The organism is Mycolicibacterium holsaticum DSM 44478 = JCM 12374, assembly GCF_019645835.1.
Taxonomy (GTDB): Bacteria; Actinomycetota; Actinomycetes; order Mycobacteriales; family Mycobacteriaceae; genus Mycobacterium; species Mycobacterium holsaticum.
On sequence record NZ_CP080998.1, the window covers coordinates 1183443 to 1208561 of the forward strand.

At 67.8% G+C, this 25119-nt stretch carries 26 protein-coding genes; 14 read left to right on the forward strand and 12 right to left on the reverse strand.

Annotated features, from left to right (window positions below):
• Positions 1–20: 20 nt before the first annotated feature.
• Entirely contained in the window at positions 21–1745 is a 1725-nt protein-coding gene (locus tag K3U96_RS27035; protein WP_268928470.1) for a hypothetical protein, read from the reverse strand.
• Positions 1746–2094: 349 nt separating this feature from the next.
• The gene (locus tag K3U96_RS05750) at positions 2095–2310 is read right to left on the reverse strand and encodes a hypothetical protein (RefSeq protein WP_220692357.1); all 216 of its coding nucleotides are present in this window, start codon (positions 2308–2310) and stop codon (positions 2095–2097) included.
• A gap of 73 nt (positions 2311–2383) precedes the next feature.
• On the opposite strand from K3U96_RS05750, the gene K3U96_RS05755 reads away from it, so the two are divergent.
• The gene (locus K3U96_RS05755) at positions 2384–2920 is read left to right on the forward strand and encodes a cysteine dioxygenase (RefSeq protein WP_220692358.1); all 537 of its coding nucleotides are present in this window, start codon (positions 2384–2386) and stop codon (positions 2918–2920) included.
• Entirely contained in the window at positions 2917–3300 is a 384-nt protein-coding gene (locus K3U96_RS05760) for a rhodanese-like domain-containing protein (RefSeq protein ID WP_220692359.1), read from the forward strand. The genes K3U96_RS05755 and K3U96_RS05760 overlap by 4 nt, the downstream gene beginning before the upstream one ends.
• On the opposite strand, the gene K3U96_RS05765 is transcribed toward K3U96_RS05760, so the two are convergent.
• Genes K3U96_RS05765 through K3U96_RS05775 form a run of 3 tightly spaced genes read right to left on the reverse strand, consistent with a single transcriptional unit; the run spans position 3297 to position 6829 of the window.
• Positions 3297–5003, reverse strand: a complete 1707-nt coding sequence (locus tag K3U96_RS05765; RefSeq protein WP_220692360.1) for an alpha/beta hydrolase — start codon at positions 5001–5003, stop codon at positions 3297–3299. The genes K3U96_RS05760 and K3U96_RS05765 overlap by 4 nt on opposite strands.
• A gap of 9 nt (positions 5004–5012) precedes the next feature.
• Positions 5013–5786, reverse strand: a complete 774-nt coding sequence (locus K3U96_RS05770; RefSeq protein ID WP_220692361.1) for an enoyl-CoA hydratase — start codon at positions 5784–5786, stop codon at positions 5013–5015.
• The gene (locus tag K3U96_RS05775; protein WP_220692362.1) at positions 5783–6829 is read right to left on the reverse strand and encodes an enoyl-CoA hydratase/isomerase family protein; all 1047 of its coding nucleotides are present in this window, start codon (positions 6827–6829) and stop codon (positions 5783–5785) included. Before K3U96_RS05775 ends, K3U96_RS05770 begins: the two co-directional genes overlap by 4 nt.
• A 156-nt stretch (positions 6830–6985) precedes the next feature.
• Between K3U96_RS05775 and K3U96_RS05780 the strand changes: the two genes are divergently transcribed.
• Both K3U96_RS05780 and K3U96_RS05785 read left to right on the forward strand, forming a co-directional pair.
• Positions 6986–7834, forward strand: a complete 849-nt coding sequence (locus K3U96_RS05780) for a Bax inhibitor-1/YccA family protein (protein WP_220692363.1) — start codon at positions 6986–6988, stop codon at positions 7832–7834.
• Positions 7835–7973: 139 nt separating this feature from the next.
• On the forward strand, positions 7974–8837 hold the full coding sequence (locus K3U96_RS05785) for a type IV toxin-antitoxin system AbiEi family antitoxin (RefSeq protein ID WP_220693409.1): 864 nt from the start codon (positions 7974–7976) through the stop codon (positions 8835–8837).
• Between the two features lie 47 nt (positions 8838–8884).
• Here the strand turns inward: K3U96_RS05785 and K3U96_RS05790 are convergent, their stop codons facing one another.
• Complete coding sequence (locus tag K3U96_RS05790) at positions 8885–10102, reverse strand: acetyl-CoA C-acetyltransferase (protein WP_220692364.1); 1218 nt, start codon at positions 10100–10102, stop codon at positions 8885–8887.
• Between the two features lie 44 nt (positions 10103–10146).
• Positions 10147–11115 (reverse strand): SGNH/GDSL hydrolase family protein, encoded by a 969-nt coding sequence (locus tag K3U96_RS05795; protein WP_220692365.1) that lies wholly within the window; start codon positions 11113–11115, stop codon positions 10147–10149.
• 197 nt (positions 11116–11312) lie between these two features.
• Here K3U96_RS05795 and K3U96_RS05800 point away from each other — a divergent pair, with 197 nt between their 5' ends.
• The 4 genes from K3U96_RS05800 (at position 11313) to K3U96_RS05815 (ending at position 15582) form a co-directional block, all read left to right on the forward strand.
• Positions 11313–12374: an alpha/beta hydrolase gene (locus K3U96_RS05800; protein ID WP_220692366.1), complete on the forward strand. Its 1062-nt coding sequence runs from the start codon at positions 11313–11315 to the stop codon at positions 12372–12374.
• 41 nt (positions 12375–12415) lie between these two features.
• Positions 12416–13810 carry a cystathionine beta-synthase gene (locus tag K3U96_RS05805; RefSeq protein ID WP_069403923.1) on the forward strand — a complete coding sequence of 465 codons (1395 nt, stop codon included), beginning with the start codon at positions 12416–12418 and terminating at the stop codon, positions 13808–13810.
• 104 nt (positions 13811–13914) lie between these two features.
• Complete coding sequence (locus K3U96_RS05810) at positions 13915–14499, forward strand: Rv1078 family RDD domain-containing protein (RefSeq protein WP_220692367.1); 585 nt, start codon at positions 13915–13917, stop codon at positions 14497–14499.
• Positions 14500–14529: 30 nt separating this feature from the next.
• The gene (locus K3U96_RS05815; RefSeq protein WP_220692368.1) at positions 14530–15582 is read left to right on the forward strand and encodes a DUF2189 domain-containing protein; all 1053 of its coding nucleotides are present in this window, start codon (positions 14530–14532) and stop codon (positions 15580–15582) included.
• Positions 15583–15588: 6 nt separating this feature from the next.
• On the opposite strand, the gene K3U96_RS05820 is transcribed toward K3U96_RS05815, so the two are convergent.
• Positions 15589–16761, reverse strand: a complete 1173-nt coding sequence (locus K3U96_RS05820; protein WP_220692369.1) for an acyl-CoA dehydrogenase family protein — start codon at positions 16759–16761, stop codon at positions 15589–15591.
• Positions 16762–16817: 56 nt separating this feature from the next.
• Between K3U96_RS05820 and K3U96_RS05825 the strand changes: the two genes are divergently transcribed.
• The gene (locus K3U96_RS05825) at positions 16818–17981 is read left to right on the forward strand and encodes a cystathionine gamma-synthase (RefSeq protein WP_220692370.1); all 1164 of its coding nucleotides are present in this window, start codon (positions 16818–16820) and stop codon (positions 17979–17981) included.
• On the opposite strand, the gene K3U96_RS05830 is transcribed toward K3U96_RS05825, so the two are convergent.
• The 3 genes from K3U96_RS05830 to K3U96_RS05840 all read right to left on the reverse strand — a co-directional run bounded on the left by K3U96_RS05830 (position 17978) and on the right by K3U96_RS05840 (position 19814).
• Positions 17978–18631, reverse strand: a complete 654-nt coding sequence (locus K3U96_RS05830; RefSeq protein ID WP_220692371.1) for a GOLPH3/VPS74 family protein — start codon at positions 18629–18631, stop codon at positions 17978–17980. The genes K3U96_RS05825 and K3U96_RS05830 overlap by 4 nt on opposite strands.
• Positions 18632–18666: 35 nt before the next feature.
• On the reverse strand, positions 18667–19161 hold the full coding sequence (greA, locus tag K3U96_RS05835) for a transcription elongation factor GreA (protein WP_069403917.1): 495 nt from the start codon (positions 19159–19161) through the stop codon (positions 18667–18669).
• Positions 19162–19391: 230 nt separating this feature from the next.
• Entirely contained in the window at positions 19392–19814 is a 423-nt protein-coding gene (locus K3U96_RS05840; protein WP_069403916.1) for a DUF4307 domain-containing protein, read from the reverse strand.
• 127 nt (positions 19815–19941) lie between these two features.
• Here K3U96_RS05840 and mca point away from each other — a divergent pair, with 127 nt between their 5' ends.
• From mca to K3U96_RS05860, 4 genes are read left to right on the forward strand one after another with little or no spacing between them, the layout of a single operon-like run.
• On the forward strand, positions 19942–20811 hold the full coding sequence (gene mca / locus K3U96_RS05845) for a mycothiol conjugate amidase Mca (protein ID WP_069403915.1): 870 nt from the start codon (positions 19942–19944) through the stop codon (positions 20809–20811).
• Positions 20808–21080, forward strand: coding sequence for a hypothetical protein (locus tag K3U96_RS05850; RefSeq protein WP_220692372.1), 273 nt, complete (start codon positions 20808–20810; stop codon positions 21078–21080). Before mca ends, K3U96_RS05850 begins: the two co-directional genes overlap by 4 nt.
• Positions 21081–21126: 46 nt before the next feature.
• Complete coding sequence (locus K3U96_RS05855) at positions 21127–23130, forward strand: thioredoxin domain-containing protein (protein ID WP_220692373.1); 2004 nt, start codon at positions 21127–21129, stop codon at positions 23128–23130.
• 10 nt (positions 23131–23140) lie between these two features.
• Complete coding sequence (locus K3U96_RS05860; RefSeq protein WP_069403912.1) at positions 23141–23512, forward strand: nuclear transport factor 2 family protein; 372 nt, start codon at positions 23141–23143, stop codon at positions 23510–23512.
• Here K3U96_RS05860 and trhA read toward each other — a convergent pair.
• Complete coding sequence (gene trhA, locus K3U96_RS05865) at positions 23509–24270, reverse strand: PAQR family membrane homeostasis protein TrhA (protein ID WP_230982379.1); 762 nt, start codon at positions 24268–24270, stop codon at positions 23509–23511. The two genes, K3U96_RS05860 and trhA, sit on opposite strands and share 4 nt — an antisense overlap.
• Before the next feature lie 57 nt (positions 24271–24327).
• On the opposite strand from trhA, the gene K3U96_RS05870 reads away from it, so the two are divergent.
• Positions 24328–25116, forward strand: coding sequence for a (2Z,6E)-farnesyl diphosphate synthase (locus K3U96_RS05870; RefSeq protein WP_069403910.1), 789 nt, complete (start codon positions 24328–24330; stop codon positions 25114–25116).
• Positions 25117–25119 lie beyond the last annotated feature (3 nt).

Genomic DNA, 25119 nt, shown 5'->3' on the forward strand with positions numbered 1-25119 from the left:
CCCGCCAATCTATGCAATCGCTACCCGTCGGCCCCGTCGGAGCCGTCGTTGCCGCCATCGGAACCGGAGCCGGTGCCGCCCGATCCGCCAGGGCCGTCGGCGGCGCCCAGACCGTCACGACCACCGTTGCCGCCGTCACCGCCGTTGCCGACGCCGGTGGTCGCGGTGCCGTCGCCGCCGTCACCGCCCCTGCCGCCCTGGTATCCGTTGGCCCAACTGGTCGATCCGCCGGTCCCGCCGTTGCCGCCGTTACCGGTGCCCGTGCCCGCGGTGCCGTCGCCGCCGTCGCCGCCGTCGCCGCCGTCCTGCATCAGGCCGCTGCTGCCGCCCCTGCCGCCGTTGCCGCCGTTGGCTTCGCCCTCGTCGACTTCGGCGTTGCCGCCGTCGCCGCCGTCGCCGCCCTGGCCGTCGATCCCGCCGGAACCCGCGTCGCCGCCGTCGCCGCCAGTGGCCGTACCGGTCCCGGCCTGCGCGTCACCGCCGGTGCCGCCGTCGCCCGCGGTGCCGTTGAAGAACGAACTGCCGCCGTCGCCGCCGTCACCTCCGGTCGCGGTGCCCTCGTTGGTCTGCGCTGCGCCGCCGTCGCCGCCGGTGCCGCCGGCACCTTCGATGCCGATGTTGCCGCCGCTGCCGCCGTCACCACCCGTGGCGGTGTTGGTGTTGCTGGTGGCCGCGCCGCCTGCGCCGCCGCCGCCCGCCCAGCCGAACAGCCACCCGGCATTGCCGCCGTCACCGCCCGCGCCGCCGGTCGCGGTGCCGCTGTCGCTGGTGGCGCTGCCACCCTCGCCGCCGAGCCCTGCGCTGCCCAGCCATGTGTTGTTGCCGCCGTGACCACCTCGGCCGCCCTGAGCGTTACCGGACACGCTGGCGGCGTCCCCGCCTGCGCCGCCGACGCCGGCGTTGCCGTGGAAAAGCCCGGAGTTTCCGCCGTTTCCACCGTCGCCTGCGATGACGTCACCGTCTGCGGTGGTGATGCTGGCGCCCGCACCGCCTGCGCCGCCGTCGCCCCACAGGCCGGCGCTGCCGCCGTTTCCGCCCCTGCCGTTGTTGACGCCCGCGACGCCGGCACCGCCGTTGCCGCCGCTGCCGAAGAGCAGCCCGCCTCGACCGCCGTTCTGACCGGGGCCGCCGTCGGCGCCGTTGCCGATCAGCAGGCCGCCGTTCTCGCCGGGCTCGGTGCCGTTGTGAAACAGCGTCTTGAAGCCGGTCTGGAACGCCGAGCTCATCGCCACCGCCACGTTCTGGAACACGGCTTTGCCTCCGGCGAGGCTTCCGGCGAACGGCGTGCCCGACGCGGACCCGTTACCGCCGGACAAGCCGTCGGCGCCCGGCACGGACATGGTCCAGCCGAACAGCGGATTGTTGGCCGCTGGGGGTTTGGGGATCACGGCCGTCCAGTCGAACAGGGGCGTGTTGGCGTTGCCCGACGGCGCCACCGGTGACGGCGGCAGGTACCTGGTCCAGCCGAACATCACCCTGCTGTCGGGGTTTTCGTACAGATCGGGCGAGTAGGGGGTGCCGCCTTGCGGCGTGAGCCCGAGGATCGACGGCACGAACGCGCCGAAGCCGAACAGCGAATCGCTGACGGTCTGCGTCGACGACGGCGCCGAGGTCTCCGCGGCCGCGGTCGACGGCCCGGCGACGGCGCCCCCGCCGGCGGCCACCAGCACACCGCTGGTCAAGGCAGCGGCTCTGAACAGCGACGTCTTGTCCTTGGCATGTCCGGAGCGCGTGTGCTTGGCCATCGGCAGTGTCGATCCCTTCGGGTGGTGAGGAAGCCCTCGGATGTCATGGCTAATCAACTGCTAACAGTGAGCAACATATGATTAGCACAATTTCGAGGACTTTTCCTAGCGACTCGGATGTTCGACAAAATCGCCTGCCGGGCTAGTTCGAGTTTTCCCTTCGGCTGGATCGGGCAGCAGGGGCTGGGATCAGTAGCAAACCAAGCGCCAGCAATTTGTGCTGATATGTGGTCAGCTCGCAAATCTGGACGCCATCGAGGTCTGGTTATGGTCGGCATCACCGGTATGACACGCCGCGCAGCGATCAAGACGGGCAATTTCTCCCAGTAATTGACGCTCAAGATGAATACTAAAAGTCGGCCAGCAACGTCAATACGGACGATGCGCAAACGAGACGATTGCCGCGTACCCGGCTGGTCGCGCGGTCCGCCGAGGTTCTGCTCACGGTGAGTTTTGGCCGAACCGCCGCATCGAGCGCCTTGAACAGTGGGTTTGTCTTCAGCGTCGGCGGCGCGGGCGCCGGGCCGTCGCCGCGCGCCGGATTGGGTGCCACACTGGCCGACATGACGACCGGATCGCAGTGGTGTTGCGCGGCTTGACGCCGTCGCCCCCCATGCCTCGTCACCTCTGGAGTTCTCATGCATACCTCTGCAGTGCTGCCGTCGACAGCGCCCGCCGTCTCCGCGCCCACCCGGCTGCGGCTTCCCGATCTGCTGCAGGCCACCGACCGTGCCGCCGACGAGGTGCTCAGCGGCCACCATGACGGGCTGCTGGCAGCCAGCGGGCCGCCGCGCGACGAACGCTGGTTCACCCGACTGCACGGCGATGACGAACTCGACATCTGGTTGATCAGCTGGGTGCCGGACCGCTCAACTGAGTTGCACGACCACGGCGGCTCGCTGGGTGCGCTGACCGTGGTGTCCGGCGCGCTGCGCGAAACCCGTTGGGACGGTTCGGCGCTGCGGCACCGTCGGTTGTCCGCGGGTGATCAGGCGGCGTTCCCCCTTGGCTGGGTGCACGACGTGGTGTGGGCGCCAGATCGTGACGCGTCGGCCCCCACGTTGAGCGTGCACGCCTATTCGCCGCCCCTGACCGCGATGTCGTACTACGACGTGACGCATCGGAACACGCTGCGCCGCAGGCGTACCGAGCTCACCGACGGCCCGGAGGGATGAACGTGACATCGAGCCGCATCGACCGGATACTCGCCGACGCCCGCGCCCGGCTGCGGCGACTGCCCGCGCGGGAGGTGCCCGCCGCGCTGGCACGGGGGGCGGTGCTGGTGGACATCCGCCCGCAGGCCCAGCGGGACCTGGAGGGTGACGTCGCCGCCGCGCTGGTGATCGAGCGCAACGTGCTGGAGTGGCGTTGCGATCCGACCAGCGACGCAAGGCTGCCGCGGGCCGTCGACGACGACGTGGAGTGGGTGGTGTTGTGCTCGCAGGGGTACACCTCGAGCCTGGCCGCCGCGGCGCTACAGGACCTCGGGTTGCACCGCGCCACCGACGTGATCGGCGGATATCAGGCGTTGAAGGCCGAAAACGTTCCGGTCTAGGTGCTTTCGTTGCTGCTCAACAGCGGACGCAGTTTCTCGGTCTTCTCCGCCGTCCATCCCGGCGGTTCCAGGATGGCCGCCCACGCGTTCGCGACGTCCCTGACGTAGACGTGGCCGTGCCCGTCGGGCACATCGACGGCGACGGCCATATCCGCCGACACCTGAAGGAACGTCACGATCGGGATCCACTGCATGCGCCCCGATACGTCGTAACCTTTGGGCTCGCGCAGCCAATCCGGTTCGGCGAACAGCAGATCCGGGTTCCACCAGGCGATGGGGTCGGAGGCGTGCTGCAGGTACACGACACGCGGTGCGCCCCAAGGCGCGTCGGGCCTGGCGAGGTCTTCCGCCCTGGCCGAGAACCGGACGTTCTCACCGTCGTCGTAGATCGGCAGCCACATCGGTGACCCCGGATCGCGCTCCCTGGTGAGCTGGTTCCAGATGGTGTTGTTGAACGTCGGGCCCGAGAACAGCGCGCCGTCGGTGCGGGCGATGAGGTTGTTGAGGGCAAGGAAGGGCGCCTCACCACCGAACGAGCCGAGGCTCTCGCCGAACACCACCAGCTTCGGGCGCTGCGCCTCGGGCATCTCGCGGATCAACCCGTCGACGGCCTCGAACAGCGCCTGCCCGGCCTGGCGGGCGTTCTCCTTGTCCACCAGAAACGACAGCCAACTGGGCAGGAACGAGTACTGCATGGACACGATCGCGGTGTCACCGTTGTACATGTACTCCAGCGCGGAAGCCTCGGCGTCGTTGATCCAGCCGGTGCCGGTGGTGGTGGCGACGGCGACCACTGCACGGTCCAGTCCGCCTGTGCGCCTCAACTCTTCGGCCGCCAGCTGGGCGGTGGCCTTGATGCCGTCCGCGGAGTGCAACCCGGCGTAGGCGCGGATCGGTTCGGTCGCCGGCGCCCCGTTGAACTCGGTGAGCTGTTCGACCGTCGGGCCCGACGATACGAATACCCGGCCTTGATGCCCCAACGACTCCCAGCTGTCCAACGACTGGGGTCCGCCGGATCGCAACGTCGACGTCGGCGCCGCGAAGTCAGGGTCGGTCTCGTCGTTGACCGCCGAGAACGTCTTGTTGATGGTGCTCATCGCGAAGCGCACCACCACGCCGTTGAGCAGGGCAATGCTCAACGCCACCAACAGAGCCACCACCACGACCGCCGAAACCCGCGGCGGCGCGAAGCGATTGAGTTGCCGAACCAGGAAGCGCACCAACCTGCCGATCAGCTGGCCGATCTCGACGAGCATGAACAGCACGACGATCGACAGCACGGCGGTCAGTGGATGGTCCCAGAACCCCATCCGCGGCACCCCGACGAGATCGCGGACCTCGTCCTGCCAGACATGGAAGTAGATGATCATCAGAACCTGGCCGACGATTCCGACGACCACCAGCCCGATCCAGGCCAGCCGTGGCGCGGGCGGGCTGCTGTCCTTGGAGCCCATGTACCGCACCAGCCAGACCACGAACACCCCGATGCCATAGCCGGTGGCTCCCGCCGCCCCGCTGACAAGACCCTGAAACAGCGGCCCGCGCGGCAACAACGACGGCGTCAACGAGAACCAGATGAACACCAGGCCCAGCGCGGTTCCGGTGAATGTGTAGTGGCGCTCCCACCACGGCTTGCGGGCCGGCTCGTCCGGCGTCACCTGCTGCTGGTCGGCGTCCGCGGCTGCGTCGCGGGTATCTGTCACCCAGGCAGATTAGCGGTGGGTGAAGTTCGGGGGGCGTTTCTCGGTGAACGCGTTCATGCCTTCGGTCTGGTCGTCGGTGGCGAACGCGGAGTGGAAAAGCCTGCGTTCGTAGAGGAGTCCTTCGGCGAGGGTGCTCTCGAACGCGCGGTTGACGGCCTCCTTGGCCATCCGCGACGCCGAAAGCGACATCCCGGCGATGGTCTTGGCCACCGCGTTCGCCTCGTCGAGCAGCGTGTCAGCGGGCACCACGCGCGACACCAACCCGGCGCGCTCGGCCTCCTCGGCCTCCATGTTGCGGCCGGTCAGGATCAGGTCCATGGCCTTGGCCTTGCCGATGGCGCGGGTCAGCCGCTGCGAGCCGCCCATTCCCGGCAGCACACCGAGCTTGATCTCGGGCTGACCGAACTTGGCGGAGTCGGCGGCGATCAGCACGTCGCACATCATCGCCAGCTCACATCCACCGCCCAGCGCGTAACCGGCCACCGCGGCGATCGTCGGTGTGCGCGTCGCGGCGAACTTGCCCCACGCGGCGAAGAAGTCGCTGGCGAAGACGTCGGCAAACGTCAGGCTGGCCATCTCCTTGATGTCGGCGCCCGCCGCGAACGCCTTCTCGTTACCGGTGAGAACGATCGCGCCGATGCCCGGATCGGTGTCGAATTCTGCTGCGGCAGTGGTGACTTCGTGCATCACCTGGCTGTTGAGCGCGTTGAGCGCCTTCGGCCGGTTCAGCGTGATGGTGCCGACGCGGTCATCACGGGTGACCAGAATGGTCTCGTAGCTCATGAGAACTCCAGTTCACGATCGGCCGGCGCGAAATAGGCTTCGACGTCGGCGGGGGTGACGGCCGCCAGCGACGCCGGCGACCATTTCGGGTTGCGGTCCTTGTCGATGACCTGGGCGCGGATGCCCTCGACGAGATCGTGGCTGCGCAGCGACGCGCACGAGGTCCGGTACTCCTGGCGCAGCACGTCTTCCAGTGTGCCGAGTTTGGCGGCCCGGCGGACCGCTTCCAGTGCCACCGACACCGAGATCGGGGAGCGGCCTTCGATGAGGTCGGCGGCCTCGACGGCGGGCCCGCCGTGGCTGCGCAGCGCGGCGACGATATCGGTGGCGGTCTCCCCGGCATAGCATTCGTCGATCCAGCCGCGTTGTGCGGCAAGCGCACTGGCGGGCGGGTCGGACACGTGGGCGGCCAGCGCGGCGTCGATGCCCTCGCGCAGCAGCGTGTCCTTGAAGGACGGCAGCTTGTCGTGGGGGACGTAGTGGTCAGCGAAGCCCATCGCGATCGCGTCGGCGCCGTTGAACGTGACGCCGGTCAGCGCGGCGTGCAGGCCGAGTCGGCCGGGTGCCCGCGACAGAATCCAGGTGCCGCCCACGTCGGGGATGAAACCGATGCCGACTTCGGGCATCGCCATCTTCGTGGTGTCGGTGGCGATCCGGACACGTCCGTGTGCGCTGATCCCGACGCCGCCGCCCATCACGATGCCGTCCATCAGCGCGACGTACGGCTTGCCGAAGCGCCCGATGTGGGCGTTGAGCAGATACTCGTCGTACCAGAACTGCCGCGCTTCGGCGCCTTTTTCGGGGCCGTCGGCGATGGCGCTGTGGTAGATAGCCACGATGTCGCCGCCCGCGCACAGGCCGCGCTCCCCGGCGCCGTCGACCACCACCGCGCGGACCGCGTCGTCGCCTTCCCACCGGGTCAGCACCTGCGCCATCACGGTGACCATGTGGTGGTTCAGCGAGTTGATCGCCTTGGGCCGGTTGAGCGTGATCAGGCCGACACCGCGGTCAACAGTTACTAGGACATCCTCGTTTTCGCCCACGGATATGCAATTTAGATCGTCGCCCGAGCTGGGGCAGCGCCGGGTAAGGTTTTTCTGTGAATGGCCCGGCAATTCGGGAACCGACGCCTGGCCGTGATCGTTACTTGTGTGTTCGCCAACTCTGTCGAACCACTTTTCACAGGAGAGGAACCGACGGTGCGGGAAACCAGCAACCCGGTATTTCGTTCGCTGCCCAAGCAACAGGGCGGATATGCGCAATTCGGTACCGGAGCCGCCGGCTACGGTGCGGCGGCGGTACACGCGGACCCCTATACGACGCAGTACCCCCCACAGCAGCAGGCCGGTGTCGCGCGCCCGCTGACCATCGATGACGTCGTCACCCGGACCGGCATCACGCTGGCCCTGCTGACCGCCGTCGGAGTCGTCTCGTACTTCCTGGTGTCCCAGAACCTGGGGCTGGCGATGCCGTTCGCCCTGGTGGGCGGCCTTGGCGGGTTGGCGCTCGTGCTCGTCGCGACGTTCGGGCGCAAGCAGGACAACCCGGCGATCGTGTTGACCTACGCCGCGCTGGAGGGTCTGTTCCTCGGCGCGATCTCGTTCATCATCGCCAACGTCATGTCGGTCGGCGGGGTGGGAATGATCGCGCAGGCGATCGTCGGCACGCTCGGGGTGTTCTTCGGCATGTTGGTCGTCTACAAGACCGGCGCCATCCGCGTGACGCCGAAGTTCACCCGCATGATCGTCGCCGGCCTGTTCGGCGTGCTGGCGCTGATGCTGCTCAACCTCGTCCTCGCCGTCTTCGGTGTGGGCGGCGGTGCCGGCCTGGGCCTGCGCGACGGTGGCATGCTCGCCATCGGCTTCTCCCTGCTGTGCATCGGTCTGGCGGCGTTCTCGTTCCTGATCGACTTCGATGCCGCTGACCAGATGGTGCGTGCGGGTGCACCGGAGAAGGCCGCGTGGGGTATCGCGCTGGGCCTGACCGTCACGCTGGTCTGGCTGTACATCGAGATCCTGCGTCTGCTCAGCTACTTCAACAGCGACTAGTTGCCCAACAAAAAAGCCCGACACCACGGTGTCGGGCTTTTTTGTGCGTTGACTCTGTGCACATATCGCAATCCATCCACAGGTTTGCGATCTGACGCCAGCCGCGACGCCGGCCAGCGGCGATCGTGGAGTTGTGCCGATACCCGACTGGCCGTTCGTGGGCAGTGAGGCGCTTCGCGATGGCGTAATCGCCAACAAGCACCAGTTGCGCACGCGCTATCGGGCACTCTTTCCGGATGTCTACGTGCCCATCGGCAGTTCGCCGACTTTGGCGCAGCGGACCGCAGGCGCCTGGCTATGGACGCGCCGCCGGGGCGTGGTTGCGGGTTTGACCGCATCCGCGCTACACGGTGCGCGGTGGATCGCCGACGACATCCCGGTGGAATTGATCTGGGCCAACGCACGACCACCCGATGGGATCATCACCCGCAGGGACCGGCTTCGGCCCGGCGAACACCAACTGCTGACCGGGATACCGGTGACGACGCCGGCGCGAACCGCGTTCGACCTCGGCCGCATCCGGAGAGGTGACGAGGCGGTGGCTCGCCTGGACGCCCTCGGCAACGTGACCCGGTTCGACCGAAAGGCCGTAGAACGCCTTGCGCGGCGACACACCGGATCACCGGGCTTACCGCAATTGCGTTGGGCGCTGGAGCTTTCGGACTCTGGGTCGGAGTCGCCACGTGAGACCTGGCTGCGGCTGCTGCTCATCAGAGCGGGCTTTCCGAGGCCGCGAACCCAGATTCCGGTGTACGACGATTTCGGTGACCCGTGCTACTTCCTCGACATGGGGTGGGAGGACGTGATGATCGCCGTCGAGTACGACGGTGACCACCACCGCGAACGCCGCAGCTTCCGGAAGGGAATCGTGCGCTCCGAGTTCGTCAGGTACCGCGGCTGGACCCACATTCGCGTCGTCGCAGGAGACCGCCCGGGCGATATCGTGAACCGCGTGCGCCGGGCGTGGCCGTCTAGTGTGCGTTCAGATCGCGGAACCGCCTGAAATGCGCTTGATTCGCGATCTGAGCGCACACTAGCGCCCGAATCGAGCTAGGAAAGCCGCTCGATCACCATCGCCATGCCCTGACCGCCGCCGACGCACATCGTCTCCAGCCCGAACGTCTTGTCGTAGGTCGTCAGGTTGTTCAACAGCGTGGCGGTGATCCGCGCACCCGTCATGCCGAACGGATGGCCCAGCGCGATCGCGCCGCCGGAGACGTTGAGCTTGTCCTCGTCCATCCCGAGTTCACGCGCGGAGCCCAGTACCTGCACGGCGAACGCCTCGTTGATCTCGTACAGGTCGATGTCGTTGATCGTCATGCCCGCGTTGGCCAGCGCCTTCTTCGACGCCTCGATAGGGCCGAGCCCCATGATTTCCGGCGAGAGGCCGCTGACCCCCGTGGACACGATGCGCGCCAGCGGCGTCAGCCCCAACTCGCGCGCCTTGGTGTCCGACATGATGACCACCGCGGCGGCGCCGTCGTTCAACGGGCACGCGTTGCCGGCGGTCACGGTGCCGTTAGGCCGGAACACCGGCTTGAGCTGGCTGAGCTTCTCGTAGGTGGTGCCCGCGCGTGGGCCGTCGTCCTTGCTGACCGTCGTCCCGTCGGGCAGCGTCACCGGCACGATCTCGCGGTCGAAAAAGCCGCTGTTGATGGCCTCTTCGGCGCGGTTCTGGCTGCGCACCCCCCAGTGGTCCTGGTCCTCGCGGCTGATGCCGGTGAACAGCGCGACGTTCTCGGCGGTCTGCCCCATCGCGATGTACACGTCGGGCAGCGAGCCGTCCTCGCGCGGGTCATGCCATTCGTCGGCGCCCGCGGCGGCCTGGTCCGAGCGGCTCATCGCGTCGGCGAACACCGGGTTCTTGCTGTCCGGCCAACCGTCGGACGTACCCTTCGGAAACCGCGAAACCGTCTCCACCCCAGCGGAAATGAATGCGTTGCCCTCGCCGGCTTTGATCGCGTGGAACGCCATCCGGCTGGTCTGCAGCGACGACGAGCAGTACCGGTTGACCGTGGTGCCGGGCAGGAAGTCGTAGCCCAGTTGCACGGCAACGCTACGAGCGATGTTGAAGCCCGCCTCGCCCGCGGGTTGTCCGCATCCCATCATCAGGTCGTCGATGTCGTGCGGGTCGAGCGCAGGCACCTTGTCGAGCGCGGCGCGCACCATCTGCGCGGCGAGGTCGTCTGGCCGCATATCGACCAGCGAACCTTTGGCGGCACGGCCGATCGGCGACCGCGCGGTCGAGACAATGACGGCTTCAGGCATGGCTACTCCATCTGACGGCTAGATCCCACAGAACTACAGAGAACCTAGCCCGCGCGGGCCACGATGGGCGCGGGGACCCCAGTCGAACGCCGCCACAGCCGGCTCAAGCTGCCGACCCGCGCGACGAGCGTCGCGCCGTCGTCCGCGCGTGGCTGCCACGGCAACTCTGGCACCGCGCCACCGAGCCAGTCACCCAACGCATTACACAACGCCGGGAACAACTGCTTGGCGGCCAGGGCATAGCCGGCCGCCGACGGATGAAACATGTCGGGTGAGAAGAGCAGTTCGGGGGTCTGGCGGAAATCCGGCGCCAACAGATCGGAAAACGGCACCGGCACCCCGTCGGCTGCCCGCACGGCGGCGGCCTGCGCGCGAGCCAGGCGCAGCCCACAGCTGCGTGCCACCATCCGCAGCGGTTGGGGGATCGCGCTGATCACGCCGAAGTCCGGGCAGGTGCCGACGACGACGACGGCTCCGCTGGCCCGCAGCCGGCGGACCGCATGCGCCAGCCGTCGGGCCGACGGCCCGATGCCGTTCAGCGCGGTGACGTCGTTGGCCCCGATCATGATCACCGCGGCGTCCGGCGGGGGACCGGCGACGAACATCGCGTCAATCTGGCCCGACAATCCCTTGGAGGTGGCGCCCACGATGGCTTTGGTGCTCAACCGGATTCGCTTGCCCGAGACCTCGGCGAGCTCGCGGGCAAGCAGCACGCCGGGCACCTCGTCGGCTTCGGTGCAGCCGTAGCCGGTGGCGGTGGAGTCACCGAAGACCATCAGATGCAGGTCGACCGGCACGTCTCGGTGCCAGCGTTCGACGGGGCCGCCGCCCGCGGTGTACACGCCGTCGGCGCGCGGCGGGATGTCCCACGCCTTGGGAATCACACGGCGGGTCTGGGCCGCCTGTTCGCTCAGCAGATTGCGGGCGCCCAGGTAAACCGAACCCGTCGAGGCCAGCGCTGCCGCGGCCGTCAGGGCGAGGGTCTTGGTCCGGTGGGGTGCGTGATTGCCCACACATTGAGTTTAAGTGCGACTTTTGCGGTTATCCGCGTGGCGGCAGGCAATCTCGTGTCACATTGCGGTATCAACTCCGGTATCGAATATGACTCGTTGATTGTTGAACTGCTTATAGAGTGTCAAGCTAAGGTGACGGGCCACGCTCAGTAAAGAGGCGGCACCCGGAACTACATTGGCGTAGGGAAGTGGTGGCGATGACGGCACCCAGTAAGGTCGCCAGGGCGCACAGCGCTGGTGTCATGCCTGCTAAAGGGCGAAAACCGCGCAAGTTTCCGGTCAGTGACGGGGCGCCCGTCGAGTTCGTGGAGGACGGCCCCAGCCTGGCAGGCCGGGTCACCGCGCTCGCGGCTCTGCTAACTATCCGGCCGACTCTAGCTATCGGGAGCTACGCTCCGCGGTTGCCCTGGCCATGGGGTTTGGTGGACTTCGTCTCGCGGGTGATGCGACCCGCACCCGGCACGATCCGGGCGACGATCTCTTTGCCGAACTGCACCGCGCAACTGGTGCGCGCACCGGGCGTGCTGCCCGCCGACGGTAAGCGCGCCGTCATCCTCTACATGCACGGTGGGGCGTTCCTCACCTGCGGCGTCAACTCACACGGCCGCCTGGTCGGTGCGTTGTCGGGGTTTGCTGACTGCCCGGTGCTCGTCGTCAACTACCGGATGATTCCCAAGCACTCGGTGGGCATGGCCGTCGACGACTGTTACGACGCCTACAAGTGGCTGCGCGAAAAGGGCTACGAGGCCGACCAGATCGTGCTCGCCGGCGACTCCGCGGGCGGATACCTGGCGCTCACACTGGCCGAGCGGCTTCAAGAAGAGGGCCCGCACGGTGAGGTGCCCGCAGCGATGGTGACGATGTCGCCGCTGTTCGAGATCGACAACGAGACCCGGGCGCACCATCCAAACATCCGCAGCGACGCCATGTTCCCGCCGCGGGCGTTCTACGCTCTTGTCGACCTGGTCGAGGAAGCCGCGCGACGCCACAGCAAGGACGGCCGGTCCGAAGAGGTCTACGAACCGCTGGACCACATCGAGCCGGGTCTGCCGCGCACGTTGATCCATGTGTCGGGCTCGGAAGTGTTGGTCAGCGACGCCCGCAAGGCCGCGCGTCGGCTGGCGGCCGCCGGTGTACCGGTCGAGGTCCGCATCTGGCCTGGTCAGATGCACGTCTTCCAGCTCGCCTCGCCGATCGTCTCCGAAGCGACGCGGTCGTTGCGCCAGATCGGCGACTACATTCGCGAGGCCACCTGGTAAGCCGCCTGGCGACCCGGGAAGCCGCCTGACACGATGGTGTCATGCGGATCGCCAGGCACATCAGTGAGCTCATCGGCAATACCCCTCTGGTACAGCTGAACTCCGTGGTGCCGCCGGGGGCGGGCACGGTGGCCGCCAAGGTCGAGTACCTCAACCCGGGTGCCAGCTCCAAGGACCGCATCGCGATCAAGATGATCGACGCCGCCGAGGCCAGCGGGGAGCTCAAGCCCGGGGGCACCATCGTGGAGCCGACGTCGGGCAACACCGGCGTGGGACTCGCACTGGTCGCCCAGCAGCGCGGCTACAAGTGCATCTTCGTGTGCCCCGACAAGGTCAGCGAGGACAAGCAGAACGTGCTGCGCGCGTACGGCGCCGACGTCGTCGTGTGCCCGACCGCCGTGCCGCCGGACCACCCCGACAGCTACTACAGCGTCTCCAATCGCCTGGTCGAGGAGATCGAGGGTGCGTGGAAGCCCGATCAGTACTCCAACCCGATGGGTCCGGCCAGCCACTACGAGACCACCGGGCCGGAGGTGTGGGCGGACACCGAAGGCAAGGTCACCCATTTCGTCGCGGGCGTCGGCACCGGCGGCACCATCACCGGGGCGGGCCGCTACCTCAAGGAGGTGTCCGACGGCAAGGTGCGCGTCGTCGGCGTCGACCCTGAAGGTTCGGTTTACTCGGGCGGCACCGGCAGGCCTTATCTGGTCGAGGGCGTCGGCGAGGACTTCTGGCCCGCGGCCTACGACCCCGCCGTGCCGGACGAGATCATCGCGGTCTCCGACGCCGATTCGTTCGAGATGACCCGGCGGCTGGCCCGCGAGGAAGCGATGCTCGTCGGCGGTTCGTGCGGGATGGCGGTGGTGGCCGCGATCAAGGTGGCCGAGGAGGCCGGCCCCGACTCGCTGGTCGTCGTCCTGCTCCCCGACGGCGGAAGAGGTTATCTGTCAAAGATTTTCAACGACGAATGGATGTCGTCCTACGGTTTCCTGCGCAGCAGGCTGGACGGGTCGGTCGAGGAATCGACGGTGGGCGATGTGCTGCGAGGCAAATCGGGTGCGCTGCCCGACCTGGTGCACACCCATCCGTCGGAGACGGTGCGCGACGCGATCAACATCCTGCGCGAGTACGGGGTGTCGCAGATGCCGGTCGTGGGCGCCGAACCTCCGGTGATGGCCGGTGAGGTGGCAGGCAGCGTCTCGGAGAGGGAACTGCTTTCGGCGGTGTTCGAGGGCCGCGCCAAGCTGGCCGACGCCGTCGCCAAGCACATGAGCCCGCCGCTCCCGCTGGTCGGCTCCGGTGAAATCGTCACGAACGCGGCGAAGACGCTGCGCGAATGCGACGCGGTGATGGTGGTCGAGGAGGGTAAACCCGTCGGGGTGCTGACCCGGCACGACCTCCTCGGCTTCCTGTCCGACGGCGACGCCCGACGCTGACCAACCGGCCCCCGGCTTCCCGCCGGAAATCGCTGCTATCGGCGATTGCTCCGGTAATGTAAGCACGCTTGTTGTCGCCTGGAGCACCGCTGGGGAGGTCTTCCGTGACCGATCAACCACCCGCGCCCGGGGACTATCCGGCACCACCACCGCCGGAGGGGCAGCAGCAAGCCGGCCGATATCCGGCAGGGATCCCGGTGTTGCCGAAAGAGGCTTACACGCCCTGGTTTACCCGCGTGCTGGCATGGATCATCGACTACATCCCGTTCACGATCATCCTGGCGATCGGGTTCGCGATGTTGGCGGGCACCCGCGAGACCGCCTGCATCACCGACATTTCCGAGTACGAACTCGGTGAGTTCTGCGCCACCGGCGCGTCCACGCTCGGGCAGGCGTCGGTGGCGGTCGCGGTGCTGGTCGCGTTGGCCTATGCGGTCTGGAACCTCGGCTACCGCCAGGGCCGCACCGGGTCGAGCATCGGAAAATCCATCCTGAAATTCAAGGTGGTCGCCGAAAAGACCGGGCAGCCAATGGGTTTCGGGTTGTCGGTGCTGCGCGAGTTCATCTATCTCGTCGCATACTTGGCATGCGGGCCGCTCTGGCTCATCGCAGTCCTGTTCCCCCTATGGGATGCGAAGAGACAGACGTTGGTCGACAAGATCATCGGTACCATCTGTTTACCGCTCTAACCGTCGACGAACACACACTGGAAGGCAGCAATGAGCGATCAACCGCCACCACCTCCCGGCAACTATCCCCCGCCACCACCTCCCGGCGGAGGGGGCTACCCACCACCGCCGCCACCCGGCGGAGGAGGCGGCTACCCTCCGCCGCCGCCACCCGGCGGAGGAGGGGGCTACCCTCCGCCGCCGCCACCCGGCGGATATCCGCCGCCACCGCCCCCGGGTGGTTACCCGCCACCGCCGTCCGGTGGCGCGCCCGGTTATCCGCCACCGCCGCCGCAAGGCGGCTACCCGCCACCCCAGGGCGGCTACCCGCCGCCGGGTGGTGGCTACCCGCCCCCGGGCGGACCGGGTTTCGGTGGCGCGCCGGCCTACAGCATCGGCGACGCGTTCTCCTGGGCATGGAACAAGTTCAGCAACAACGCGGTCCCCTTCCTCGTCGCGACGCTGGTGTGGGGTCTGGTCATCATCGTGTTGCAGGCGATCTTCAACCTGCTGGGCGGAGCCCTCAACGACGGTGACACCACGAGCTACGCCTCCGACGACGGCAGCTTCGCGTTCTCCTACAGCCTGGACAGCCCCGGCTCCATCATCGTGTCGCTCATCGGCTGGCTGGTGCTGTTGATCGTCGGCGCGGCGATCCAGTCGGCCTACATCGGGGGTGTGCTGGACATCGCCAACGGCCAGCAGGTGTCGATCGGATCGTTCTTCCGGCCGCGAAACGTCGGCAACGTCGTCATCGCGGGCCTGATCGTCGGAATCCTGACCTCGATCGGGATGTTCCTATGCGTCATCCCGGGTCTGATCGTTTCCATCTTCCTGATGTTCACGATCGTCGCGTTGCTCGATCGCAACCTCGCCCCGATCGACTCGATCAAGACCAGCTTCAACATCGTCAAGGAGAACTTCGCGCCTGCGCTGCTGACCTGGCTGGTGATGTTGGTCATCGCGGTCGTCGGTGCATTGCTGTGCGGCGTCGGGCTGCTCGTCGCCGTCCCGCTGGCGATCCTCATCGAGGTCTACGCCTACCGCAAGCTCAGCGGCGGCCAGGTCGCAGACCTCAACCCGCAGCCGCTGCCGCCGCGGTAGGGACGTTCATCGGAAGGCGCTGACGCCGGTCAGCGCCTCTCCGATGACCAACTGGTGCACCTCGGAGGTGCCCTCGTAGGTCAGCACCGACTCGAGGTTGTTGGCGTGCCGGATCACCGGATACTCCAACGTGATTCCGTTGGCGCCCAGCAACGTTCGGCACTGCCGTGCGATCTTGAGCGCCTCTCGGACGTTGTTGAGCTTGCCGACGCTGATCTGCTCGGGACGGATCGTGCCCTGGTCTTTGAGCCGGCCCAGGTGCAGCGCCAGCAGCTGGGCCTTGGACAGCTCGACGGCCATGTCGGCGATCTTGGCCTGGGTCAGCTGATAGGCCGACAGCGGTTTGTCGAACACGGCGCGGGCGCCGACGTAGTCCAGCGTGGTCTGCAGGCAGTCCCGCGCGGCGCCGACGCTGCCGAACACGATGCCGAACCGGGCCTCCGACAAGCAGCTCAGCGGACCCGACAGCCCGCGGGCGTCGGGCAGTTTGGCATCGGCCGGTAGCCGCACGTCGTCCAGATGCAGTTCGGAGGTCACCGAGGCGCGCAACGACATCTTTCGGGTCATGTCGGTGGCCGAGAACCCCGGTGTATCGGTGGGCACGACGAAGCCCACGATCCCTTCCTCGGCGCGCGCCCACACGATCGCCACATCGGCCACCGAGCCGTTGGTGATCCACATCTTCGCGCCGTTGAGAACCCAGTCCGATCCGTCGCGTTTGGCGGTGGTGCGCATCCCCGCCGGGTTGGACCCGAAGTCGGGCTCTGTCAGACCGAAGCAGCCGATCGCCTCGCCGCTGGCCATCGCGGGCAACCACTGGCCGCGCTGGTCCTCGCTGCCCCACCGGTGAATCGCGAACATCGCCAACGACCCCTGCACCGACACCAGGCTGCGCAGCCCGCTGTCGAGGGCCTCCAGCTCCTGACACACCAGCCCATAGGCGGTGGCGGTCGAGCCGCCGCAGCCGTAACCCGTCAGATGCATGCCCAGCAGACCGAGCTTGCCCAGGTCGGCGGCCAACGCCCGGACCGGGACCTCACCGGTGTCAAACCACTCGGCGATGTTCGGACGGACATGCTGCTCGCCGAACCTGCGCACGGTCTGGCGCAACTCGGTGTCCTCGGGCGTCAGCAGCGAATCGAGGTCGAGAAGGTCGTCGATGCGGGCGGTAGTGCTCATCGTTCTTGTCTACACCGCGACGGTGGGCGCCAGCGCGCTCGCTAGGCTGATCAGTGATGACTGAGCAGCACAAATTCCAGGGCTTGGCCACCAAGGCCATCCACGCGGGCTTTCGCCCCGACCGGGCAACCGGCGCCGTCAACCCGCCGATCTATGCCAGTTCGACGTTCGCCCAGGACGGTGTCGGCGGGTTGCGCGGCGGATTCGAGTACGCGCGCACCGGCAACCCGACCCGCTCGGCGCTGGAGGCGGCGCTGGCCGCCGTCGAGCAGGCCGCCTACGGCCGGGCCTTCGGCTCCGGGATGGCCGCCACCGACTGCGCCCTGCGCGCCGTGCTGCGGCCAGGCGATCACATCGTGATCCCCGACGACGCCTACGGCGGCACCTTCCGGCTGATCGACAAGGTGTTCACCCACTGGGGCATCGGCTACACCGCGGTCTCGCTGGCCGACCTCGAGGCGGTGAAGGCGGCGATCACCGACAAGACCAGGATGATCCTGGTCGAGACGCCGACCAACCCGTTGCTGTCCATCGCCGACATCGGCGCCATCGCCCAGCTCGCCGCCACCTCGAATATCAAAGTGCTGGTGGACAATACGTTTGCCTCACCGGCGCTGCAGCAGCCGTTGCCGCTGGGCGCCGACATCGTGCTGCACTCCACCACCAAGTACATCGGCGGGCACTCCGATGTCGTCGGTGGCGCGCTGCTGACCAACGACGAGGAACTCGACACGGCGTTCGCGTTCCTGCAGAACGGTGCGGGGGCGGTGCCCGGCCCGTTCGACGCCTACCTCACGTTGCGCGGGCTCAAGACGCTGGTGGTGCGCATGCAGCGGCACAGCGAGAACGCCGCCGTCGTCGCCGAGTTCCTCGACGGGCACCCCGCCATCGAAACCGTGCTCTATCCCGGCCTGCCCAGCCACCCCGGCCACGACGTCGCGGCCAAGCAGATGAGCGGGTTCGGCGGCATGATCTCGGTGCGGCTGCGCGGGGGCGCCCAGGCAGCCCGCGACTTGTGCTCGCGCACAGAGGTTTTCATTCTGGCCGAGTCACTCGGCGGTGTCGAGTCGTTGATCGAGCACCCCGGTGCGATGACGCACGCGTCGACCGCGGGTTCGCAGTTGGAGGTGCCCGACGACCTGGTGCGGCTGTCGGTCGGCATCGAGGACGTCGCCGACCTGCTCGCCGATCTGGAGCAGGCGCTGAGTACAGTCCGTTAACCCAGTGCGTGCCGCACCGCCGACGTGGTGACGGCCAGGTTCACCTCGGGCAATGCGGTGGGATACTCGTCGACCCAGCTGCCGCTGGCGATTTCAGCGGCCCGGGCATGCACCCAGCGCCAGCCGCGGTCGTTCAGGCTCAACAGGGCGCCCAGCCCGTCGACGGCGTGCAACAGCGAAACGATCGCGGCGGTCGCCGGCGCGGGCGGATTGCGGTCGAACAGCGCCGCGAGCAGCGCCGAACGCGCGTGGCCCACCCGCTCCCGGCTTGTCGGTAGCCAGGCGGATTCCCTGTGCCCCACGGCGATTCGCCGGAGTTGGGCGGTCTGCTCGAGGTATCCGCAGACACCCGCCTCCGCGTGGCGCGACAGGCGCTTGACAGCCGTTGCGGGACGAAGCGGCCGTCGTCGCAGCAGCTGAAACGCCGGGTCCGCGACGGGATCGGGAGCAGCGGGGGTCGCCGCAAGGGCAATCAGCCGACCCGGCTCGACCGGTTCGCCCACCATCGCCGGACGGATCCGGCACGCGTACGCCAGATCCAGCAGCACCGCGGCCGCCAGTACCCGCTCACGGCGGTGCCGTTCGAGATTGGGCTGGGCGGACGCGTTGTCGAGCAGCAGCAGAAACAGGTCCTCGGCGATCTGCGCCATGTGCGGACTCTAACCGCGGCGCAGCGCCGCGCGCGTCAGGACTGGTACGGCTCGGCGCTGACCAGGGTGACCTTGACGGTGTTTCCGTTCGGCACCGTGTAGGTGCGGCTCTCGCCGACCTTCGCCTCGATCAGCGCCTCACCCAGCGGCGACTTCGGCGAGTACACCTCGAGCTTGCCGTCGCTGACGCCTTCCTGGCGGGTGGCGATCAGGAACGTCTCGGTGTCGTCCTTGTCGTCGTCGTAGTACACCTTGACCACCGAACCGGGCAGGGCGACGCCGGACTGCTTGGGCGCCTCACCGACCTTGGCGTTGTTCAGCAGCTCCTGCAGCTGGCGGATGCGGGCCTCCTGCTGGCCCTGCTCCTCGCGTGCGGCGTGGTAGCCGCCGTTCTCGCGCAGGTCGCCTTCTTCCCGGCGATCGTTGATCTCGGCGGCGATGACGGGGCGATTGGCGATCAGCTGATCCAGTTCCACCTTCAACCGGTCGTATGCCTCCTGGGTCAGCCAACTGACCTGTGTGTCGGTCATGTCCTCGCGCTCCTGTCGTTGTTGCTTCGCGCTTAATCTTCGTAGCTGGTTTGTGTCACGGCGCCGGGATGGTCTTTATGTATTGCCGCTGTCGCCGTTTTTGATGCCCGCGCTAAAAGCAGCAATACACGGTCCCAGCAGGAACCGTGTATCCGACCATGATAGCACCGCAAACACCGCCGATCTTCGTGCTTTCGTCGTTCGCTGTTCGGCGCGCAGACCCCGGTTGGCTAGGACCCCACCAGGTAAGAGGGTACGTCGGTACCGCAACCGTAGACGTCGCCGACGACGGGTCGCTGGCTGGCCTTGACGATCGCCGTCACCTGCACGGTGGTGTGCGTCGAGGGCGCCACCAGCACTTCTCGGCGGCCGGTCTCGCTGCCGTCGATCGAGCGGGCGCGCACGATGCAGACCACGGGCTGTGACGGATCCTTGCGGGTGACGCTGATCGTGACCGAGACGCTCGAGTCGTCGATGAGCTCGAAGCTGCCCATCTCGCCCTTGACGTCTTCGCTCGCGAACCGCTGAAAAGCGATCACCGCGAGCCCAACCCCGGCCAGCAGCGTCGCCACCGTCAGCCCCGCAACGATCCATCGACGTTGGCGCCGTGACAACCGCTGGCGGCCGTAGCGTTCGGCGGGACGTTCGATCATCTGTTTTGCATGCCCGTCGGTCGGTGGTTCTACAGAACTGGAACTATAGGGCGTGTCGAATGGTTGATATGTCTCGACAAGGGCCGACCCGGGTCGGCCGGACAGACGTTAGATAAGGCAGAACAGGTTGAGCGAACTGCGGTTGATGGCCGTGCACGCCCACCCGGACGACGAGTCCAGCAAGGGCGCGGCGACGATGGCCCGCTACGTCGACCAAGGCGTGCGGGTCCTGGTGGTGACCCTCACCGGCGGTGAGCGCGGCGACATCCTCAACCCGGCCATGGACCTGCCCGAGGTGCACGGCCGGATGGCCGAGATCCGCCGCGACGAGATGGCCAAGGCCGCCCAGATCCTCGGCGTCGAACACCACTGGCTGGGCTTCGTCGACTCCGGCCTGCCGGAGGGTGACCCGCCACCGCCGCTGCCCGACGGCTGCCTGGGCGCGATCCCGCTCGAGCAGCCGGCCGAGGCGTTGGTGCGCGTGGTGCGTGAGTTCCGCCCGCACGTGATGACCACGTACGACGAAAACGGCGGCTATCCCCATCCCGACCACATCCGCTGCCACCAGGTGTCGGTGGCCGCCTACGAAGCCGCCGCCGACCACCGGCTCTACCCCGACGCCGGTGACCCGTGGGAGGTCAAGAAGCTCTACTACACCCACGGTTTCCTGCGTCAGCGCATGCAGTTGCTGCAGGACGAGTTCGCCAAGCACGGGCAGCAGGGACCGTTCGAGAAGTGGCTCAAACACTGGGACCCCGACCACGACATCTTCGCCAAACGGGTGACCACCCAGGTGGAGTGCGCCAAGTACTTCGCCCAGCGTGACGACGCGCTGCGCGCCCACGCCACGCAGATCGACCCGAACGGTGACTTCTTCCGTGCGCCCATCGAATGGCAGCAACGGCTCTGGCCCACAGAGGAGTACGAGCTGGCCCGCTCGCGGGTACCGGTCTCGCTGCCAGAAACCGACCTGTTCGCCGGAATCGAGGATCGATGAACGACGTCGTCGCGCTCGGCGTGAACCTGATCGTGCTGGCCCAGCAGCAGCCCAACCAGCCCGGCCCGGACTTCGGCAAGGCCAGCCCGTTCGGGTTGCTGGTCATCGTGCTGCTGTTGATCGGCACGTTCCTGCTGGTCTGGTCGATGAACCGGCATCTGCGCAAGCTGCCCAAGTCGTTCGACACCGAGGAAGCCCAGCCTGAGCCGTCGTCCGGCGAGGACGAGGGGGCGCAACCTTCGGTCACCGACCCCGAAGATCGGGCCTGAGTTCGGCCGCTGCTTGACCGGTGTCGCGCGGACTACGGTCGAAAGAGTGACGAATCAACTCGCTTCGGCCACCAGTCCGTACCTGCGTCAGCACGCCGACAACCCGGTGCACTGGCGGCAGTGGACCCCCGAGGCGTTGGCGCAAGCCGCCGCGCGCGATGTGCCGATCCTGCTGTCGGTCGGCTATGCCGCCTGCCACTGGTGTCACGTGATGGCACACGAGTCGTTCGAGGACGAGCAGGTCGCCGCGGCGATGAACGACGGGTTCGTGTGCATCAAGGTGGACCGCGAGGAGCGGCCCGACCTGGACGCGATCTACATGAACGCCACCGTCGCGCTGACCGGGCAGGGCGGCTGGCCGATGACGTGTTTTCTCACCCCCGACGGCCGCCCGTTCTTCTGCGGCACCTACTACCCCAAGCCGAGTTTCCTGCAACTGCTGCAGGCCGTCTCCGACACCTGGCGGACCCGGCGCGGTGAGGTCGAGCAGGCCTCCGACCGGATCACCGACGAGCTGCGGTCGATGACGTCGGGGCTGGCGACCGGCGGGCCGCCGGTGCAACCCGCGCTGTGCGATCACGCGGTGGCCTCCGCGTTGCGCGACGAGGACGTCGAACGGGGCGGTTTCGTCTCCAATCAGGTGGTCGCGCCGAAGTTTCCGCCGTCCGCGCTGTTGGAGGCGTTGCTGCGCAACCATGAACGCACCGGTGACATCCTGCCGATGGAGGCGGTGCGGCGCACCTGCATGGCGATGGCCCGCGGCGGCATCTACGACCAACTGGCGGGCGGGTTCGCCCGCTACAGCGTCGACGCGTCCTGGGTGGTGCCGCATTTCGAGAAGATGCTCTATGACAACGCCCAGCTGCTGCGGGTGTACGCGCATTGGGCCCGTCGCACGTCTGATCCGTTGGCGCGCAAGGTAACCCACGAGACCGCCAGGTTCATCATCGACGAGCTGGGCGCTGACGGCATGTTCACCTCGTCGCTGGACGCCGACGCCGACGGCGTCGAGGGCCTGACCTACGTATGGACGCCCGCGCAGCTGCGCGAGGTGCTCGGTGAGGACGATGCCCGTTGGGCTGCAGAGGTTTTCGAGGTCACCGAGGCGGGGACCTTCGAGGCGGGCAGTTCCGTGCTGCAGTTGCCGCGCGATCCCGACGACGTCGACCGCTTCACCAGGGTGCGCACCGTGCTGCTGGCCGCCCGGCTCACCCGGCCGCAGCCCGCGCGCGACGACAAGGTCGTCACGGCGTGGAACGGGCTGGCGATCACAGCGCTCGCGGAGGCCGCCGTCGCCTTGGAGCGCCCCGAGTTACTCGACGCCGCAACGCAATGCGCACGCGCCGTCGTCGACCTGCACCTGGTGGACGGCCGGTTGCGCCGGGCCAGCCTCGGCGGGCGCGTCGGCGAACCCGCAGCGGTGCTGGAGGACCACGCCGCGTTGGCCACCGGGCTGCTGACGCTTTACCAGATGACCGGGGAGGCGTCCTGGCTGGACACCGCGACGACGCTGATCGACGTCGCGCTCGCCCATTTCGCCGACCCCGAGCGCGCAGGCCGATGGTTCGACAGCGCCGACGACGCGGAGGCGTTGATGGTTCGCCCTGCCGATCCGCTCGACGGCGCGACCCCGTCGGGAGCCTCGCTGATCGCCGAAGCGCTGCTGTTGGCAGCACATCTCGTCGCTGCCGACCGGGTTGAGGAGTACGCGGCGGCAGCGGATGCGACGCTCGCTTCGTGCACGCCGATCCTGACGCGTGCACCCCGTTCGGGCGGGCACTGGCTGGCGGTCGCGGAAGCCGCCGTCCGTGGACCGCTGCAGATCGCGGTGGCCTGCGACCCGGACGACTCCGAGCTGCTCGCGGCGGCGCGCAGGTTGGCGCCGGGGGGAGCCGTCGTGGTGGGCGGCCCGGTGAACTCCTCGGCGCTGCTGGCCGACCGGGACCGCGTCGACGGCGCTGACGCCGCCTATGTGTGCCGCGGGCGGGTGTGCGACCTTCCGGTCCGCACCGCGCAGGAACTCGCTGCCGCGCTCGACGCCTCCGTGTAGCCTTCCGCGCATGTCCACCCCGGAAGACAACGCCAAGACCGTTAACCGCTATCTGGAGCTGGTCGCCCAGGGCAAGCCCGACGATATCGCGGAGTTGTACGCCGACGACGCGACCGTCGAGGATCCGGTGGGCGGCGAGGTGCACATCGGCCGCGCGGCCATCCGCGGCTTCTACGAGAGCGTGGCCGACGTCAGCGCGGTATGCGATGTCGTCACGCTGCGCACCCTCGGCAACGAGGCGGCGTTCTACTGGTCGCTGACCGTCGACCTCGGCGAGAACCGGATGCGCATCGACATCATCAGCGTCATGACGTTCAGCGACGAGGGCAAGATCGCGTCGATGAAGGCGTACTGGACCCCGGAGAACGTCACCCAGCTCTAGAAGACGGCGAACCACATCGCGATGTAGTGGCAGATCGCGGCCACGGCCGTGCAGGCGTGGAAGAACTCGTGGTGGCCGAACGTCGTCGGCCACGGGTTCGGCCACTTCAGCGCGTAGAGCACGCCGCCGATGCTGTACAGCGCACCGCCGACGATCAACAGGACCACCGCCGCCACCCCGGCGCCGTGCATGATCGGGCCGATGAACCAGGCCGCCACCCAGCCCAGCAGGATGTAGAGCGGAACCCCGAGCCAGCGCGGCGCCGACGGCCAGAACATCTTGAGCAGCACACCGGCGGTCGCGCCGCCCCACACGATCCAGAACAGCACCATGCCGTCGGCCGACGGCAGCGCCAACAGCGCGAACGGGGTGTAGCTACCCGCGATGAAGATGAAGATCATCGAGTGATCGAGGCGCTTCATCCACTTGCGCGCGGTCGCCGACTTCCAGGTCACCCGGTGGTACGCGCCGCTGACCGCGAACATCGCCACGATCGTCAGCGTGTAGATCAGCGTCGCAACGCCTGCCCTCGTGGACTGCACCGACCATGACACCGCCACCAGCGTCGCACCGCAGATGGCGGCCACCACGGCCCCGTAGACATGAATCCAGCCCCGGGCGCGCGGCCTGCCGATGAAATTGGCGACCCCGTCGACAAAGGCCTCGGGCAGGTCTTCTGCGGGCTCTTGCGAGGCTCGTAGCAGGTCGGCGTCGGTGGCGCCGACGTCGCCGCTGGAGCGATGCAGGGGGGCGGTCATACGTCACCTCCGCTATCGGCGTGGGCGTTTCCGAGCATCACAGTAGTCTGGATCTTCGTGGACCTCATTCCTCCGCGGCTCAAAGAACCGGCATACCGGCTCTACGAAATGCGGTTGCGGCACGAGTTGGCGCGGTCCAAATCCCAACTGCCGCGCCATATCGCGGTGCTGTGCGACGGTAACCGCAGGTGGGCACGTGATGCTGGTCACGATGACGTCAGCTACGGCTACCGGATGGGTGCCCGCAAGATCGCCGAAATGCTGCGCTGGTGCCACGAAGCCGGCGTCGAAATGGCCACCGTCTACCTGCTGTCCACGGAGAACATGCAGCGCGATCCCGACGAGCTGTCGTCGCTGATCGAGATCATCACCGACGTCGTCGAGGAGATCTGCGCGGCCGACGACCGGTGGACCGTGCGCACCGTCGGCGACCTCGAGTTGATCGGCGAGGAGCCGGCCCGTCGGCTGCGCGACGCCGTGGAGTCCACGCAATCGGCCGGCTCGTTCCACGTCAACCTGGCCGTCGGCTACGGCGGGCGCCGCGAGATCGTCGACGCCGTGCGCCAACTGCTCGGCAAGGAACTGGTCAACGGCGCCACCGGCGAACAGCTGATCGAGTCCGTCACCATCGACGCGATCTCGGAAAACCTCTACACCTCCGGGCAACCCGATCCCGACCTCGTCATCCGCACTTCGGGCGAGCAGCGGCTGTCCGGGTTCCTGTTGTGGCAGAGCGCCTACTCGGAGATGTGGTTCACCGACGCGTACTGGCCGGCGTTCCGGCGGGTGGACTTCCTTCGGGCGCTGCGGGATTACACCGCGCGCCACCGCCGCTACGGCATGTGATGG

Excerpts from the sequence above, each read along its gene's own strand:
- K3U96_RS27035 (WP_268928470.1), bottom strand. The coding sequence starts at position 1,745 with ATGGCCAAGCACACGCGCTCCGGACATGCCAAGGACAAGACGTCGCTG.
- K3U96_RS05750 (WP_220692357.1), bottom strand. The coding sequence starts at position 2,310 with ATGTCGGCCAGTGTGGCACCCAATCCGGCGCGCGGCGACGGCCCGGCG.
- K3U96_RS05755 (WP_220692358.1), top strand. The coding sequence starts at position 2,384 with ATGCATACCTCTGCAGTGCTGCCGTCGACAGCGCCCGCCGTCTCCGCG.
- K3U96_RS05760 (WP_220692359.1), top strand. The coding sequence starts at position 2,917 with ATGAACGTGACATCGAGCCGCATCGACCGGATACTCGCCGACGCCCGC.
- K3U96_RS05770 (WP_220692361.1), bottom strand. The coding sequence starts at position 5,786 with ATGAGCTACGAGACCATTCTGGTCACCCGTGATGACCGCGTCGGCACC.
- K3U96_RS05790 (WP_220692364.1), bottom strand. The coding sequence starts at position 10,102 with ATGCCTGAAGCCGTCATTGTCTCGACCGCGCGGTCGCCGATCGGCCGT.
- K3U96_RS05800 (WP_220692366.1), top strand. The coding sequence starts at position 11,313 with ATGACGGCACCCAGTAAGGTCGCCAGGGCGCACAGCGCTGGTGTCATG.
- K3U96_RS05805 (WP_069403923.1), top strand. The coding sequence starts at position 12,416 with ATGCGGATCGCCAGGCACATCAGTGAGCTCATCGGCAATACCCCTCTG.
- K3U96_RS05815 (WP_220692368.1), top strand. The coding sequence starts at position 14,530 with ATGAGCGATCAACCGCCACCACCTCCCGGCAACTATCCCCCGCCACCA.
- K3U96_RS05820 (WP_220692369.1), bottom strand. The coding sequence starts at position 16,761 with ATGAGCACTACCGCCCGCATCGACGACCTTCTCGACCTCGATTCGCTG.
- K3U96_RS05825 (WP_220692370.1), top strand. The coding sequence starts at position 16,818 with ATGACTGAGCAGCACAAATTCCAGGGCTTGGCCACCAAGGCCATCCAC.
- K3U96_RS05830 (WP_220692371.1), bottom strand. The coding sequence starts at position 18,631 with ATGGCGCAGATCGCCGAGGACCTGTTTCTGCTGCTGCTCGACAACGCG.
- greA (WP_069403917.1), bottom strand. The coding sequence starts at position 19,161 with ATGACCGACACACAGGTCAGTTGGCTGACCCAGGAGGCATACGACCGG.
- K3U96_RS05840 (WP_069403916.1), bottom strand. The coding sequence starts at position 19,814 with ATGATCGAACGTCCCGCCGAACGCTACGGCCGCCAGCGGTTGTCACGG.
- K3U96_RS05850 (WP_220692372.1), top strand. The coding sequence starts at position 20,808 with ATGAACGACGTCGTCGCGCTCGGCGTGAACCTGATCGTGCTGGCCCAG.
- K3U96_RS05860 (WP_069403912.1), top strand. The coding sequence starts at position 23,141 with ATGTCCACCCCGGAAGACAACGCCAAGACCGTTAACCGCTATCTGGAG.
- trhA (WP_230982379.1), bottom strand. The coding sequence starts at position 24,270 with ATGACCGCCCCCCTGCATCGCTCCAGCGGCGACGTCGGCGCCACCGAC.